The following is a 16,430-nucleotide window of genomic DNA, read 5'->3' on the forward strand; positions in this document are numbered from 1 at the left end:
AACACACCACAGCCCGCACAGTAAATTCATGAAGCCAGGTGACGCAAAGTCATTGACACGTTCCGCTACTCGGTGGCCGCGTCGCAGAACAAATTGCTTTCGGCGATGTCTCGGCCGGCGCGCAGAACGATTTGCGGCGCGCCACAGACATGGTGCGCCAGATGATTACCCAGTTCGGGATGAGTGAACAGCTTTGACTTGCAACCTATGAGGAAATGCGAAATCCCATGTCATGGGCGCTGGCATGATGCCGCGCGAGTGCAAAAATGCAGTGAAAGCACGGCGCAGATGATTGATGCCGAGGTCAGACAGATTCTGGCCGATGCGAACGCGCGAGTGAAGCAAACACTCCTGGCATCTCAAAACAAACTAGAAGCACTGGCGAAGCTACTACTTGAGCAAGAAGTTGTAGACCGGTCTGTTTAGACCTGCTGCTCTCCGACAAAGTTACCCCGCTAACACCAGGGAAGTCGTCTGCAGAAGTTTCCAGTACGCCAGATTTACGGAAGTGGAATCATGAAAATGACGGCAAGTAGCAAAGATTCCCAGCGCGAGGTCAGTGCGCTTTCCCATCAGGAGTACGAGGAAAGCCTGCACCTACTGCAAATTGAGCTAGTAAAGCTGCAGAAGCACTTCCTTCGCTGCAACGACAGAATACTGGTAGTTTTTGAGGGCCGAGATGCCTCCGGGAAGGACGGAACGATTAAGCGCATCGTTGAGCATCTCAGTCCGCGTGAAACTCGAGTGGTCGCCCTCGGGAAGCCTTCCGACCGCGACCGAGGCTCATGGTATTTCCAACGCTATACGACGGAACTGCCTGCCGCCGGAGAATTCACGCTCTTCAATCGCAGTTGGTATAACCGGGCAGGTGTCGAGCACGTGATGGGCTTTTGCACCGGCGCCGAATATGAGGAATTCATGTCAAGCGTCCCTGAATTCGAGGGAATGCTCGTGCGCTCCGGAATTCGCCTCATCAAGTACTACCTCGACATCACGAAAGCGGAGCAAGAGAAACGTCTTGCCGACCGCCGCCGGGACCCGCTAAAGCAGTGGAAAGTGAGCCCCATTGATGAGCAAGCGGTTGCACTCTGGAGAAAGTACAGCAAGGCTCGGAACGAGATGTTTGCCCGCACCAACACTACTGTGCCATGGAACGTCGTGAGCGCAGACGATAAGCGCCTGGCGCGCCTCAACGTCATCAAGGATTTGCTGAGTCGTCTACACTATGCAAACAAGGATGAGGGGTTGATTCGGCCAAGTCGGCAGATTGTGTTTCCCTATGCGGACGAGCACCTCCTGAACGGAGCCATTGCGAAATGAATCGTTGGCCGGACATTGTCTTTGTGCTCGCGGCGGTCGACATTTGCCGCGCGGTCGATACTGAATGATACGTCGCAGCGCAACGCCAGGCACTGTGCGCTTGCCATTTCCACTGCCACGCGCGCTTACTCCAATCCCGGCATGTCGATGTCACAAATCACCAGGTGCGCGCCCGCTTTGGCGAGGCCGACCGCGATGGCGCCCCGCCCATGCCGCGACCGGCGCCGGTGACCAAGGCGACACGCCCTTCCAGATTCTAGCTTTGATTTTGCATCATGATTCGTTACCTTGTCGTTTGTATGAGTTGAATGTCGATGGCCGGTTGCTTGCACGTAGCGCGCGCGGCCAGCAGCACGTGGGTCAGCGGCGCGGCGGTGCCGCTCGCCTTGAGAAGGTCGCTGGCGACGCCGACCGTCATGTTGCCGATGGCGATCGCGAACACATTGATGCACAGCATGCTGAAGCCGGAGATGGTGGAGCGCATCTTCTGCGGCGTTATGCCGGTAATCGCCGTATTGGCCGGGCCATAGAGCGCCAGCGGCAGAAAGAAGCCCGTGCACATGCCGGCATAGAACAGCGCGGAGCCCGCCGGCGCAAAGCGGTAGGCGATCATCAGCGGCGCGCAGGTCACCACCAGCAGCGCCATGAAGCTGGCATGGCCGCCCGGCAACTTGCGGGCCAGGCGGTCGCCGAGGATGCCGCCCGCCAGGGAGCCCAGCGTGCCGAATAGCAGTTGCAGCACGCCGATCCGCGTGGCGATGCCGGCGCCGTCCATGCCGCGCTCGTTGACCATCCAGAGCTGGGTGAACGAGAGCGCGGCAAACACGGCATGCACCAGCACGAAGCCGACGATGGTGAAGCGCAGCGCCGGGTTGCCGCCAACTACGCCCAGCACCGCACGCACCTGCTGCAGGAACGGCGCGCCGCGTTCCTGCGCCGTGGCCGGGCCGCGGTCTTCCTTCAGAAATGCCAGCGCCACGGCGATGGCGCGACTCCGATTCCGCCCAGGACAAAGAAGCTGGTGCGCTTGCCAAGCGTCGGAATCCAGCATGCCTGCAGCCCTCCTCGAATTAACATAAGAGTTATTGTGCTTTTTTAGGACTGTAGCGGCTAAGTTGTAATGTCCGGTTGAATCCTCAGGCCGATAGCTGCCTTCGAAGGAAGTGCCATCCGGCCCCAGAGGAAGCTGCTGACCGAGGTCCGAGTTCGGCCAGAAGGAGTCATTCGACAAGAGCTGCCGGGTGATCGACAATCAGTGTTCCGATACGACCACGCGAAAAGCTCATGAGGTGCCTGTTAAAAATCAGCTTGTTGCGTCAGGTGTTCGCGATCGGCCTGGCCGCAGCGGTTGCGTTACCCGTACTGTCTCATGAAATCTACAACAACCTCGCCTCCGGGCCGTCTGGGAAAATCTATTTCAACAGCGTCACCCCGAAGAGCAAATGGGAGCTAGTCCATCGTAAGTACGACAGAAAACCAACGACCGTTTGGGGCATGCTGTACATGCCCGAGAGCGTCGAAGGCAGAGTTCCCGCCATGGTGATCTCCCACGGGTCGGCGGGCGTACAGGAAAAGGACATCGACCGCTGGGTACGTGCGTTCAACAAGATGGGAATCGCAGCGTTCGTGGTCGACTCGTTTGGCGGACGCGGGATAACTGGCACCATGAATGACCAGTCGCAATTAAGCCCCGCCGCCAATGACGCCGATGCGCTATTTGCCTTGAAACTGCTGAGTACCGATCCGCGTATCGATCCGCGAAGAATCGGGCAGATCGGATTTTCACGGGGTGGGCACGTTGCGATGGATCTGGTGCTCGAATCGTTCCATAAAGGTGTCATCGACGACGATACACGGTTCGTTGCGCTGATTGGTTTTTACCCCGGATGCACTCAACTCTGGTGGGAGGTCCCGCCACCTCCGTTGACAGGGGCACCGTTGATGCTGGCCGTGGGCGAGAAAGATGACTACACACCAGCGCAGCCGTGCCTCAATGTCGCGGACACCATGAAGCGAGATGGGCAGTCGGTGGAGGTGCACATGTACCCCGGGGCTTATCACGATTTCGACAATACGCACGTCTACTTCAAGTACTTTCCCGGGGCCACGACGCTCCGCGATTGTCCCCAGGCTATCCTCGACGTTCGGCACGATGCGTATTACCGACTGCTGACCGGCGAGAAATATGCCAGCTTCCAGGCTATGGACGCTGAATACAGGCGCTGCATTGCTCGAGGCGTCTCAGCCGGCTCCAGTCTCGATCAAGGCAGAAAATCCGAGGCTGATGTAAAAGCGTTTTTGACGAGGGCAATGGGGTTGTAGCGATGGCGCTCTGTTCCCGTGGAAGCGGCAGGTTCGTTGGCGGCAGGCGACCGGCAGTTAAGGGTCGGAAGTCGTCTCTGGCGCCAAGAAGACCATGCGTGGGTTCGTCGAGGGTAGAGACCGGCCAGCAACGGACCTCAACCTGGAATTTGCTCGGTGTCCGTTCTCCGGCCGTTTCCGCGCGTTCTAACGCTGATGTTCATCAGAATCGATGCCGAAGACCCGCGCCGCCGCCTATTGCTGCCCTTCACGTGCCCATGAAGCATTTGCAATGCATAACGGCGCGCATTTGGGTAAGACAACTTGGCCGCTACATAGGCCGGCGCGCCGGTGGGCTCTCAGTCCCGCAGCAATAATGTCAGCAGCGAATCCGCCGTTGCGCGCATACGTTTCTCGTCGTGATAGATACGCTCGATGATGACCAGGCCACGTGTCATCGTGACGATTAGCCGAGCGGCCTGGCGTGCCGGCAGCGCAAGTTGTCCCTCCACGTCAGCGCGTGAGAGCCGTTCAAAATCGCGGCTTCGATATCGTCCAGCAGGTCCTTGAGTACGATCTGAATCGCGCCATCCAGATCTTCCGAACCCACCGCGGTTTTCGTACTAAGGCAACCACGCGTCGGCGTCCCGCTCGTCATCGACGTAATGACGAAGCCGAAGAACTTCCGCAACGACTCCCGTAGCCGCGCCTCGCCCAGCGCCTGGCGCATCTGGCCGACATACTTTTCACGGTAAAGCCTGAAGGCCCGCAACAACAGGGTCTCTTTGTCGCCATACGCGTTATAGAGCGAGCCACGCTGCACGCCTGTCGCCTCCGCAAGCTGCTGCATAGTCGTATTCGCGTAGCCCTTGCTCCAGAACAGCATCAAGGCCTTATCCAGCACGTCATCCTCTCCGCTGTCCTTTCTCTGGTACTTCAGTTGGCGCTTCATCTCAGGTGTGGCGGGCGGCGTGGTCATGGTGCTGGTGGCCGGCACGATCCTCCCGCATGTGCCCCAAGCACGTAAGGGCGCTGCGGGAGGCGCCATATTCCTGGGGCTCGATCCGACAGCCGGATATCGGTTGGGCGTCTGGAAGCCGCCTCAGGGGCCGCTCGGAGCACAGCAACCGCTTCGGGTCGTTCTGCGACCCTCAGTCACCCCGCGGATCGGCGAAGAACCATTTCTTGCCTCTCAGAACTTTCGCTCGATGTTGCCATCTCTATCATGAGGGGCCGCCCATGCCGGCCGGCTGCGTCGGTTGCCCCTACAGCATGGGCAACCGACGGGGCAAGGGCGCTGTCCGCTCGGTCGCCCTTTCCAACTCAGCGATACGAGTCGGGCGAGTTCCGCAGCCGCCGGATGGCCTCGAAAATCTCTCTTGCAATGCGGCGAGCAGTTGCGCCTTGCTCCTCGCCTATTGGTTCGAGTTTCACCCCATCCCGGCCATCGACAAACAATGGGCCGCCAATGTCGTCGTCATAAGGTGATCCATTCTCGTGGATGGCTACGTAGTCATCCTTCGTCAAATCGTTACCGAGCAGTTCCGCGAGATACACCCATGTCCAGCATCGTTGCAGGTCTTCGCTGTCATGGTTCTCGATCAACTTGAGCATGGCGTCGGTGTCGCCCTGTTTCGCCGCCTCCGTTAACCACTTCCTTGCATCCTCCGGTCGTCCCATGCGCTCCGCAATATCGGCAAGCCCTGAAGGATCGGCGTTCACTTCCCCGGTCGCCTGGTCAAAAAACGCGGGGTCGTCGAAACGATCCGCAAGTACCAACACTGCCTCTTGGTGCCCAAGCTTTGCTGCTTCTCGCAGATGCAGCGCAAATTTCTCGTCTTTTGCCAAACGAGCCGCATGAGCGTCCGCCCATTCCTGTTCCACACCCATCAGAACACGTCCGTTTCTGACCTGCTTATACCAGTAGTCGCTGCCGACTTCTGGGGCATCGAGCTCGCCTTCAGTTGGGGCATGGATCAGCGCCAACGCATAGTGAGCGGCAGCATGGTTGTTGTTCGCTGCCGCGTTGAGACCATCGACCATGAGTGGTGAGACCAATTCGTCCGAGGACGTCCACCACCTGACTTCGTTCTCGTTCCCTTGCTCCTCGTCAGGGAATGAACCGTACCCTGACTCGTCCCGCAGGCAGGCGATCAGATCCTCAATCGAGACAATCCCGATTCGTTGCTCGGTCAACAATGCCGGAAGCGCGATAGCTACCTTTGATGTCGTGTCACCCTGGTAGCCGATCGCTAGGCAACGACGCCTCAGATGCTCGCCAAAATTTGCTGGACGCCGACTTGACAGCGACTGCCTGGTAAAAACGGCTTCTGCACAGAGAGCTGCATAGGAATTAAAGCCAAAAGCTGCGGCCAGCAGTTCGTAGATGTGGGCACGTTTGAATTTCGTGCCGGTGGTGGCTTGGAGATGGTGCTGCGCGGTATACGCGAGTTCCTTGATCGTCATAGTGAACCTTCCTCAACGCCACGCCGAATTCGGGTCAGGCGCACACGTTTAAGTCCCCGACGACGAGGCTCAAAGAGAGGTCTGCAATGACGGAAGCAACGCCTTTTTTTACTCGTGTGCAAGTAGGGTGGGCACCCGGACCAAATTCTAGCCGTGGAGCCCCGATCCGTCTACAGCAGCATGCAAGCGAGTTGTTCCATAGCAGTTGCTAAGGACGGCGCACGACATGCTAAAGAACACGTCTGGCGTTGTAGCCAGCCTCCCCCAAACATCCTGCGCACCAATTGGGATAGTCGCCGACGTCTGGCACCAACTTCCTTTACTCGTCGAGCAACCGTTGCCTGTGCTACGTCAATCCAAACTACACGGATTTTCTTTGATACTGGCAGTTTTGCAGCAGGTCAGCCCCTTTCTCCTTCCATTTCAGCGGAGCTTGCTGATCAGATTAGCCAGACACCTTCAAACTGTGGAACAGCGCCAGTTCGTGTCTTGCCCTTAGCGCCGGATCGTACGCTTGAATACAACCCGGTCGGCTCGCCACCGACGGAGGTCCCTTGCCGGCCAGGAACCGTCATTCTCAGCAGCAAAGCGTATGGCCGCTACGAGGTGTACATCGGCCGCCGAGATAGCCGATGTTGACGAGTGCCAAAGGTCTGCCAGCGTCTTTCCCAGATAGTTTACGAGAGCGCGCGGCCGGGTTGGCTGCGCCTGCCCCGCATCGACCGCGGGCACCAAACTCTCGTATATTAATTTCTCATCGTCTACAGAAGCATGCGTCCAAAGTAGAAGGTGGGAAGCAGCCAGGAGGCGTTCAATATCACCCTCTGGCCTCCCCGCCCATGACTTAGCCCTGGATTCCTCAGGCGCCCGCTCGGTGGCAGTTCACCATCTCGAGAAGGCGTTGCACCGCTGCAAGGGCGAAGTTCAGTGAAGTCTCATCTGTCAGCATCGCGTTCGTGACCTTGCCGCCGATGCCGCCGATTGCTACAGGAGGCATGACGACTTGATTGGCCAATGTGGCCGCAAATAGCTGCTGCAGGTGCGCATGGGCCCGGATCCCGCCGGCTGCACCAGGTGACGCCGTAATACACACCACCGGCTTTCCTTTTAGGGGTGATTCAAAGGCCGGGCGCGACGCCCAGTCGATGGCGTTCTTCAGTACTCCGGGCAAACCACCGTTATACTCGGGCGTGACGACGATTAGACCGTCACTGCTTTCCACTGACGATCTGAACGCAGCCACCTCGGTGGGGCGCCTCTCATCATCGTCAATATCCTGATTGAAGAATGGCAGTTGACCGATTGCAGCGTGTTCGATCTGCACGTTGCCCGGCACACGTTCACTCAACGATCGAAGCACCGCCGTCGAAAATGACTGCGAGCGGAGGCTTCCTGAGATTGCTAGAAATGAGTAATTTTCCATGGCGATATCGCTTCTGTATGATTAAATCGAAGAATCTAATAGTAGCTTCTGAAAAGCAGCATACATCGGCGGCGCTTGCAAAGAACCGCCGCCGGTGCGTCGCCGAAATTCACCGTGCTTCACGCAGCGTAACGAACTCCTCAGCAATAGTCGGATGGACGCCAATAGTCGCGTCCATATCAGCCTTTCTTGCCCCGGCTTTAATCGCGATCGCTAAACCTTGAATGATCTCAGCGGCATCGGAAGCGACGATATGTGCACCGAGCACTTTGTCGGTGCTAGCGTCAACAATGAGCTTAATGAGCGCGCGCTCATCTCGATACGACAACGCTGCTGTCATTGGCCGGAATGAGCTACCGAAGACCCGAATATATGGATACGCCGCCTTCGCCTCTGACTCGCTCAATCCCACGGAAGCTGCCTGCGGCTGACTGAAGACTGCGTTGGGGACGTTTTCATGTAAGACTGCTCGCGGTCGTCCACCAAACACCGTATCTGCAAACGCATGTCCTTCTTGGACGGCGACGGGCGTAAGATTGATGCGATTTGTCACATCGCCGACCGCATAAATGGCAGGGTTCGTCGTGCAGGAAAACTGATCTACCTTGATTGCTCCATCACCGTCGACTTCTACGCCGACTGTGTCCAACCCGAGGTTGCTGGTGGCGCATTGGCGCCCTGCGGCAATCATTACAGTGTCGACGTCCAGGGTCGAGCCATCAGACAAGTAGACGGAAAAGTGATCGTGCGCGCGCTCAACGGCCGTAACCTGGATCTCGCAACGAAGGTCAACACCTCTCCGAATGATCTGGTCCGCGAGGTGGTCTCTTAGTTCATCGTCGAACCCCGGAGGATTTGCTTGCCTCGATGAAGCTGGGCAACCTGCGCCCCCAGGCCGCGCAAAATCCCCGAAAACTCGCAAGCAATGTAACCTCCTCCGACGATCGCTACACGGGTTGGGGCTTTACGTAGGCTGAAGATGTCGTCAGACGTTGCCATGAAATTCGCGCCGGGGATATCAGGCCTAACTGGTGCAGCACCGGTCGCGATAAGAATGGTTTTCGCAGTGACAAGCTGATCATCGACGTAGATACGGTTGGGACCGTCCAGTGCCGCTCGACCTGGGAACACTACGACACCAGCTCTATCGAGCAGCTCTCGATAAATGCCTTCTAGCCTATCAATCTCCTTGTCCCTAGCAGTAACCATGCGGGGCCAGTCGTGAGCAAATGACCCTTCGATGCTCCACCCATATCCCAGAGCATCCTCGAATGCATCCCGAAACTGAGACGCATACATCATGAGCTTCTTCGGAACACAGCCCCGGATCACACAAGTACCGCCCAGCCGATATGCTTCAGCAATGCCAACCCTGGCTCCGTGCGAGGCCGCAATACGACTGGCACGAACTCCACCGGAGCCTCCGCCAATCACGAATAGGTCAAAATCAAAACCATGCATGCTCTATACCCTCTTTGACTAAACGATCTTCTGCCATCTGCGGTTACGCTATAATTCATCAAACAAATACAACGATCTTTAATTGAGGATTCGCGTCATCTCATCAATATCTTGACGCGCCTCCCATCCATCCTTTATTTCGACTCATAGATCAAGCGGCAGCGTAAACTCAAGCCAGATTCTGTCGCCTTTCGGACGGTTGTGCACTTCGAATTCGTGCTGCCACTTCAATACAATTCCTGACCGCTTTGTAAAATTGAATCGCACCTGTGGGCCAATAGCGTACGCACGCCCGCGGAATCCATCGCCCGGCAATGCCGTCCCATTTTTTGAATCGTCGGTAACCTGTTGCAGCATATATCCTTGCACGCCCAACTGAAGATTCGGGAAGACTGAATACCCAACCATCCAGTCCACCACGGCGACATCCCCTGAGTGGTATCCGGTCGCATTGTTGCGGGAACTAATTTCATAGATGAAAGTTCCAGACACCTCGGCGCCAGGGATTGGGAACAATGTAAACTTGAACCCTGGGAGAAACGCATACGTATTGGAACTTGTATTTACCATCCTCTTTGGATCGTATGAACCAATAGGAAGTTGAAAATCTAAAGCGAGCAATCCAAAAAAGGTCTTTTCCGGATTAGAGTAACCAATATTCGCTGCATGAACCGTAAGGCTACTTAGGCCCCATCTGTTATCACTTCCAGAAGGCAACCTTGTCTGCGGATGCACAATGGTGAGTGCAAATCCCGAGGTTACCGTGAATGGACCGAGTGTTTTGCCCCACGTATGCAGCACACGGGGCGCAGTTGCGAACGTGTTAGCTTGGAAATTGGGAACGGCACTTTGCCCGCTCGACCCCGCAAACTTGCTGGCCGAATAAAATACCGTGTACTGATAATATTGCGTTTCCCCTAGCGCTGGGACAATTCCGTTTAGAACTGTATCGAGGCCGATCGGATAGTGTTGCTGTCCATTTTCCGTGGAGAGCGCTACACCAGGAATTGCAAGGCAACCGCACAGCGCGAGGCTCTTCACCACAGTCGTCCAATTCATCTCTGTCTCCAAAATAATAATATTATTTATTTTTATATTTTTAATCATCCTGGTTGCTGTTTAACGCCGGCTTTGGCTCCGGTGATTAGGCGGATATATTCGCCACTGGCCGTCACCATGTCTGAAGAAAAATAAAGAGATCGAGCCAGAAAAGCGGGTAGCCTCCACGCATACGTAGAATTAGCGCTTGGAACGCCGCCTTTTATACTGATGAATACTGCTTGTCGGATTAGCAGAAAACCGCCTCTCGACCAACGTGCGCAGGGATCCCTTTCGAGATTGACATTTAACGCCCTTTCCAACGACAGCCGCTTCCCGGTTTTGCGAATATTCTCTTCGATCTCTCTTATGCGACTTATCGCACGTTATTCTTGGTTAATAATCAGTTATCCAATATTCCCACTGCGCGAGTCCAGCCCGCGGAGGCGGATCGAATTTTGAAAGGAAAGCAGGCGATCGTAAATCCGTTCGCCGGAAGGGCCTCCAGATTGTGGAGTTTCTCTAGGTGACAATATCCGACTTGGCGTCCCGCCTTATGTCCCTCCCAAATCAATTTGGAATCACCTGTCTCCGCGAACTTCGTCCTTGTATGGACAAATGGGGCATCCCAGCTCCAGCCGTCGGTGCCCGTCACTCGTACGCCGCGTTCAAGTAAATAGAGCGTGGCGGCTGCGCCCATCCCGCAGCCCGCACTAACATAATCGTCCGCTCCGTATCGCATCCCGGCTGACGTATTTACCACCACAATTTCCAGAGGCTTCAGTTCATGTCCGATTCGCGCTAACTCAGCCTCGACATCCTCGGGCTTTACCACATAGCCATCAGGGAACTTCCGAAAGTCGAGTTTCACGCCAGGCTGAAAGCACCATTCCAGGGGAACTTCGTCAATGGTGATTGCCCGTTTGCCTCCGTCCATCGTCGATGCAAAATGATATGGAGCGTCAAGATGCGTGCCGTTGTGAGTAATCAGCTCAATCCGTTCGATTGCCCAAGCCTCTCCATCGGGGAGGTCTTCCGGCAGGAGCCCAGGGAAGAAGCTAACGAGCTCAGGGAGGGACTTGGTGTGATCAACGTATTCGATCTTTGGCCGATACACTGGCGGATCGGAAACGACGTCATTTTCCAGGAAGATTGAAAGATCAATGAATGTCTTGCTCATTTCCGAACTCCCAAAGCTCCGGCCTCAGCAAAAGTCTCGCTCACCCAATCGGCGATGTAGTCTCGCGTGCTGGTCATGTTGTCCGCAGCGCAATGTTCGACGCCCCCTTCCCTTTGGGTGAAGAATTTCAGTTCACGCTTTGGGCTGTTCACCGCGCCGTTGTATTGAGAATGTGCGTACTCGAGCGGAATTTGACGGTCGTGTGCTCCGTGCGTAATGAGAAATGGCACGGTAATTTTGTCGACTACATGCTCCAAGGAGATTCGGGAGGAAAATGATATGAATTCCTCGAGATCGTTCTTCCCCCAGACCCACTGCACGTGCTCCCAATAGTGCGGTACCGGGCGATCGCCTTCACGGGCCAGCCGACGCTTCTGGAGTTCCCCCAGTTGTAGTTGGCTCCCCATGCGACGCAGAGGCGATAGCGTTTCTCAAATGCCACCACGCGCGGTGCATAGTAACCGCCGAGCGACCAGGCGCTGACTCCGAGCATCTGAGGATCGACATCCTCACGAGTCTGCAGATAGTCAGCTACGGAACTTCCCCACACTTCACTCTCCACGACTGCATGCAGTCCGCGCAGACGCAGGGCCTCACCTACACCAGGCTGATCTACCATCAGGGTGGAGATTCCACGACGGGCCAGGGCTTGCGCGATGCCGGATCCATAGATCATCTCCTTCGTGCTATCCAGGCCATTGAAGTGGGCGATACACGGAGCAGGCGAGCCGTCCGCTCGATTGGCCTTTACGAATAGCCCAGCGAGAACTGTGCCCTGAAATGGAATTTCTACCCGCTCGCAGTTCTCCTCGTGGAGCACTGTGAACTTTGCAAAGCTATCCAACATCTTTGCGTAGGCGGCCTTGCGTGGCTCGTAGTCCCGGTTCTGCATGCGCTCGGCCGTTAGGTAGTATGTCGACGCCCGACCGAACTTCGCTCCCGCGCTGAGGCGGCAATCCTTTTTCAAGTCATCAGCGGCGAGTTCGACGAGACGGTCCGCCTGTTCGCACCACGCGTTGAAAAAGCTCTCCGTACCCTCGCTGTCGGAGAGTTCGGACGAATCGACAATCTGCCGGCAGATTGCATCAACCTCTCCGATATTGCCCCCCATCGCCAACGCGAGATTTGCGGAAAGATTCCACACGTAGTTCTTCGGAAAATATTCAATCATTTTTGGTCTTCACTTTTATATAGCAACGTTCTCGGCCGTACCAACTGATCCGGCGCGAATCGTGTGTCGAGAGGACAGGGTTAGAACGACGTCGAGCTTCGCCCTTTCAAGCTCAGCATTTCGCGAGCCTCATCCGGGGTTGCAACGTCGATAGACAGTTCTTCGAGAATTCGACGGATTTTGCGAACCTGCTCGGCGTTCGACGTCGCCAACTCTCCTCGTCCTAGATACAAGCTATCCTCGAGGCCAACCCGAACGTTGCCGCCCATGATCGCTCCGAGCGTAACGAGGGGCATTTGGTGGCGCCCGGCACCAAGAATTGAGAATCGGTAGTTTTGCCGACCAAACAGCCGATCAGCCGTCGTACGCATGATCGAGAGGTTCTCCGGATCCGGACCCATCCCACCCAGAACGCCGTATATGGATTGGATGAAAAGCGGTGGCTTGATCAGTCCTTCGCTCACAAAATGCGCCAGGTTGTAGAGGTGGCCAAGATCGTAGCACTCGAACTCGAACCTCGTCCCACACCCCTCTCCAAGCTCAAGAAGAATCTGGCCGATGTCACGGAAGGTGTTTCGAAAGATGATGTCTTCCGTTCCCTCGATGTACGGCCGCTCCCATTCATACCGCCATTCCTTGATCTTCTTGGCGGCGGGATGAATCGAGAAGTTCATCGAACCCATGTTCAGCGAGCACATCTCTGGCTTGGCAATGAGCGGGTAAGCAAGTCTCTCTTTCAGAGTCATGCTCGTGCTGCCACCTGTCGTAATGTTGATTACGGCATCGGTACTCTCAGCAATCCGCGGAACGAACGACGAGAATACCGCAGGGTCGGCTGTTGGACGACCGTCAACTGGGTTGCGTGCGTGCAGATGCAAGATTGCGGCGCCTGCTTCCGCAGCTTCGATGGCCTGGTCTGCGATCTGTTCGGGTATGAGGGGAAGATACTTCGACATCGACGGTGTATGAAGGGCCCCCGTCACCGCGCAACTGATAATTACCTTGTTCACGTCGTCTCCTTGGGAATAGACTTTATTGCCAACTACAACTACTCAAGCTTGAACGGCATAGAGTCCACTTTTTTGCTCAAGCCAAGACCGGACCTAATGAGCGACAGTCTCGTCGCACCCAGGCTCCGAAATTCGTGGTCAACGAAGTGATCGTGTTCAGAGCCGCGAGAGGCAGTTGCCCGCAGCAACGCAAACATCCCGAAGTTCTGCGACCTTTGGACGCTGCGGGCGACACAAACCGCTATGGCTCCGCAGTGCCCACGCCTCCCCGACTACAGCGACGAAGCGCAATCACGCCGGACCTGTACGGCAATGATCGGATCCGATAGACGTTTTCTCAACTTGATTCTTTGAATCCCATACATTCAGCAAATGAATGCATCGTGGGATGGGCGGCGAGGCCAGGTCTGTGATCTTTGCAGATGCACCTGCTCGGCAGCTCGTGTCGCTGCCCCGTTTGGCATCGTCTTGGGATTTGCGTGTAGGGCTTCCTGATATCGGAGGAAGCCATCATGTCTCGCGACTCGCACAGCGTGTTCGCATGTAACGCGCCGTATCGTTGACCAACAGAAATCATTCACAGGCCTGATAGATTCATGCCATGAATCAACCATATTGAAACAATCAAGTTGAGAAACGTCTAGAGTCAGTCGATCATGTAGTCACCCAGAACGCGCGCCGACCGCACCGGTAACGACGCCACAGGAGACAACTTCATGATGTGCGCATACCTTCACTGGCTACCGCGGCTCTAAGCGACAGCCTGCACACGGCCTTCGCTCGATTGCCGGCTTCCCACAAGGATCGCCGGCGACGCGCATCCCGCTTGCGTTGTTTCAGCTAATTCACAGGATCTCTATGCCGATCAATGGTATTAAGTCGCTCGTCTACGGAGTGGAAGACATTGCGTTGAGTACCCGATTCTTCCTCGACTTCGGTCTCCCGTTACGCGAAAGCGACTCAAACAGTTCGACGTTCCAACTTGATGAAGGCTCGACTGTTGTGCTGTTTGCATTGTCAGACCCGCGCCTTCCGGCCTCGGCGCTCGTGGGGCCCGGCGTTCGGGAAGTCGTGTGGGGCGTCGATTCCTACGACGAACTTAGCTTGTTAATCGATGATCTATCCAGCGATCGCGACATCACGTACACGGATGATGGCGTGGCTCATTTCCTGAGCGATTGCGGCTTGCCACTGGGGCTACAGGTCTTCAAGAAGGAACCTGTTGTGAATGCGCCAGATGTCATCAACGCACCAGGTGTCATCCGACGGCTCAATACTCATAGGAAGTGGCGAACGCGGGCTCGCCCGAAAGTTATCCAGCACGTTGTATTCGCTGTGAAGGATTTCCGGAGGTCGTTTGATTTCTTCCGTGATCGGCTTCATTTCCGACTATCCGACTACCAGCATCACTTCGGAATCTATTGTCGTGCTGCCGGTAGCAACAGCCATCACAGTCTTTTTCTCCTCAACGCGAATTCGCCGGGGATGGACGGCAATCCGTGCTTCCATCACGCGAACTTTGGAGTGGAGGACATTGATGAAATCATGATTGGCGCAAACCACATGGACCGCAAGGGATGGCAAAAGTCCGAATGGGGCTTGGGCCGCCATCGAATCGATTCGGCGCTCTTCTACTACATTCCATGCCCCGCAGGCGGAGAGGCCGAGTACGGCGCGGACGGTGACTATATTGACGACAGTTGGGTTCCCCGTGAATGGCCAGTACCACTGTTTGCGTTCGCCCACTATGTTCACAATCTTCCGGCTTGGTTGCAAGAATCGCCAGCGTGGGAATTCAAGTATCTCGAAGATGGAAAGTTGAAGGACGACTAACGTTTCACCGCCATTCAATTTTTCACACGAAGGCAAAAAAGAGGACCGGAGGATCAACATGCCCACTATTAAGAAGGCACTCATTGTAGGTGCCGGGATTGGCGGCCTAACTGCTGCGATCGCACTACGGCGCAAGGGAATCGAAGTTGAGATGGTAGAGCTGAACCCAGAGTGGTCTGTTTACGGGGTAGGTATTATTCAACCCAACAATATGCTTCGCGCACTGGATCGTATTGGACTTGCACAGGAATGCGTAAAGGTGGGTGCCGGTTTCGCGGGATGGCGTATCCATGACAAGGACGGCAATCACCTAATGGACGCGAGGTCGACGAGCGCAGCGGCGCCGCTCTTCCCTGAGAACAATGGCATCACCCGGCCACGCCTTCACAAAATTCTCTCGGATAGTGCGTTGGCGACTGGCGCCACAGTCACCCTTGGAACTACCGTCGATGCGATTCATGAAGATGAGGATGGGGTCCACGTGACGTTCCCTGACGGAACCTCCCGAAACTATGACTTGGTAATCGGTGCAGATGGCATCTATTCTCGAGTTCGCGGAATGGTCTTTGGCGAGAAGTATCAGCCGACGTTCATCGGACAAGCTGTTTGGCGCTACAACCTCCCTCGAGTATCGGATGTTGCTTGGGGCGAATTGTTCTTTGGCCCAGACAGTAAAGTCGGCTTGGTCCCAATGTCCGACCGCGAGATGTATATGCTTCTGGTGACTGCGGAGCCCGGTAATCCTTGGATGGAAAAGGAACTACTGGCAGACAAGATGCGGCAGCGATTAGCCGAATATACAGGCCTAATCGCCAACCTTCGAGAACTCATCACAGATCCTGCCGGCGTTGTTTACAAGCCGATGGAAACCATCCTAATGCCTGCGCCGTGGAACAAGGGGCGCGTCCTTCTGATCGGCGACGCAGCACACGCGGCCACACCCCATCTCGCCCAAGGCGCGGCGATGGCGATCGAAGACGCCGTTCTGCTCGGTGACTTGCTTGCAAACGACACACCCTTACAGGATGCCTTGAGCGACTTCATGCGGCGCAGATTCTCGCGAGCACGGTTCGTTTACGAATCCTGCAACCAGATCTCCGCCTGGGAGCAAGAGGAGTGGCGTGGGGAGGAGAATCCGAACGCCAAGCCAGGGGAACTGCTTCATAGCGCGATCCTTGAGCTGATGAACGAGTACTAGCTCGCTTAAGACTTAGAGACCGGTCGGAT

General features: G+C 55.9%; 11 protein-coding genes and 4 pseudogenes. 6 read left to right on the forward strand and 9 right to left on the reverse strand.

All coding sequences use genetic code 11. The features are described 5' to 3' along the window. Positions 1-65: 65 nt before the first annotated feature. Positions 66-536: pseudogene (locus OMK73_RS07175) on the forward strand (cell division protein FtsH); the annotation flags it as partial. Then, entirely contained in the window at positions 523-1,320 is a 798-nt protein-coding gene (gene ppk2 / locus OMK73_RS07180; RefSeq protein WP_267602051.1) for a polyphosphate kinase 2, read from the forward strand. The pseudogene OMK73_RS07175 and the gene ppk2, both read left to right, overlap by 14 nt. A gap of 283 nt (positions 1,321-1,603) precedes the next feature. Here the strand turns inward: ppk2 and OMK73_RS07185 are convergent, their stop codons facing one another. Continuing rightward, entirely contained in the window at positions 1,604-2,371 is a 768-nt protein-coding gene (locus tag OMK73_RS07185; protein ID WP_267601431.1) for an MFS transporter, read from the reverse strand. A gap of 233 nt (positions 2,372-2,604) precedes the next feature. Here OMK73_RS07185 and OMK73_RS07190 point away from each other — a divergent pair, with 233 nt between their 5' ends. Continuing rightward, positions 2,605-3,642: a dienelactone hydrolase family protein gene (locus OMK73_RS07190; protein WP_267601432.1), complete on the forward strand. Its 1,038-nt coding sequence runs from the start codon at positions 2,605-2,607 to the stop codon at positions 3,640-3,642. Between the two features lie 445 nt (positions 3,643-4,087). Here OMK73_RS07190 and OMK73_RS07195 read toward each other — a convergent pair whose 3' ends face one another. Continuing rightward, a complete protein-coding gene (locus OMK73_RS07195; RefSeq protein WP_324291683.1) occupies positions 4,088-4,600 on the reverse strand; it encodes a TetR/AcrR family transcriptional regulator in 513 nt (170 codons plus the stop codon). On the opposite strand from OMK73_RS07195, the pseudogene OMK73_RS07200 reads away from it, so the two are divergent. Beyond that, positions 4,536-4,682 (forward strand): annotated as a pseudogene (locus tag OMK73_RS07200) (YbfB/YjiJ family MFS transporter); the annotation flags it as partial. The gene OMK73_RS07195 and the pseudogene OMK73_RS07200 overlap by 65 nt on opposite strands. 262 nt (positions 4,683-4,944) lie before the next feature. On the opposite strand, the gene OMK73_RS07205 reads toward OMK73_RS07200, so the two are convergent. The 7 genes and pseudogenes from OMK73_RS07205 to OMK73_RS07235 all read right to left on the reverse strand — a co-directional run bounded on the left by OMK73_RS07205 (position 4,945) and on the right by OMK73_RS07235 (position 13,370). Next, positions 4,945-6,087, reverse strand: a complete 1,143-nt coding sequence (locus OMK73_RS07205; RefSeq protein WP_267601433.1) for a hypothetical protein — start codon at positions 6,085-6,087, stop codon at positions 4,945-4,947. A gap of 859 nt (positions 6,088-6,946) precedes the next feature. Further along, positions 6,947-7,510, reverse strand: coding sequence for an NADPH-dependent FMN reductase (locus OMK73_RS07210; RefSeq protein ID WP_267601434.1), 564 nt, complete (start codon positions 7,508-7,510; stop codon positions 6,947-6,949). A 109-nt stretch (positions 7,511-7,619) separates the two neighbouring features. After that, positions 7,620-8,971, reverse strand: a pseudogene (gene gorA, locus OMK73_RS07215) (glutathione-disulfide reductase). Between the two features lie 144 nt (positions 8,972-9,115). Continuing rightward, positions 9,116-10,078, reverse strand: a complete 963-nt coding sequence (locus OMK73_RS07220) for a SphA family protein (RefSeq protein ID WP_267601435.1) — start codon at positions 10,076-10,078, stop codon at positions 9,116-9,118. Between the two features lie 334 nt (positions 10,079-10,412). Then, entirely contained in the window at positions 10,413-11,189 is a 777-nt protein-coding gene (locus OMK73_RS07225; protein ID WP_267601436.1) for a cyclase family protein, read from the reverse strand. Then, positions 11,186-12,360, reverse strand: a pseudogene (locus OMK73_RS07230) (alpha/beta hydrolase family protein). Before OMK73_RS07230 ends, OMK73_RS07225 begins: the two are co-directional and overlap by 4 nt. An 80-nt stretch (positions 12,361-12,440) precedes the next feature. Then, positions 12,441-13,370, reverse strand: a complete 930-nt coding sequence (locus tag OMK73_RS07235; RefSeq protein ID WP_267601437.1) for a 3-keto-5-aminohexanoate cleavage protein — start codon at positions 13,368-13,370, stop codon at positions 12,441-12,443. A gap of 858 nt (positions 13,371-14,228) precedes the next feature. Between OMK73_RS07235 and OMK73_RS07240 the strand changes: the two genes are divergently transcribed. Both OMK73_RS07240 and OMK73_RS07245 read left to right on the forward strand, forming a co-directional pair. Next, a complete protein-coding gene (locus tag OMK73_RS07240) occupies positions 14,229-15,203 on the forward strand; it encodes a VOC family protein (RefSeq protein ID WP_267601438.1) in 975 nt (324 codons plus the stop codon). Positions 15,204-15,261: 58 nt separating this feature from the next. Then, a complete protein-coding gene (locus OMK73_RS07245; RefSeq protein ID WP_267601439.1) occupies positions 15,262-16,401 on the forward strand; it encodes an FAD-dependent oxidoreductase in 1,140 nt (379 codons plus the stop codon). Positions 16,402-16,430: the final 29 nt, after the last annotated feature.

Source organism: Cupriavidus sp. D39 (assembly GCF_026627925.1).
GTDB lineage: Bacteria > Pseudomonadota > Gammaproteobacteria > Burkholderiales > Burkholderiaceae > Cupriavidus > Cupriavidus ulmosensis.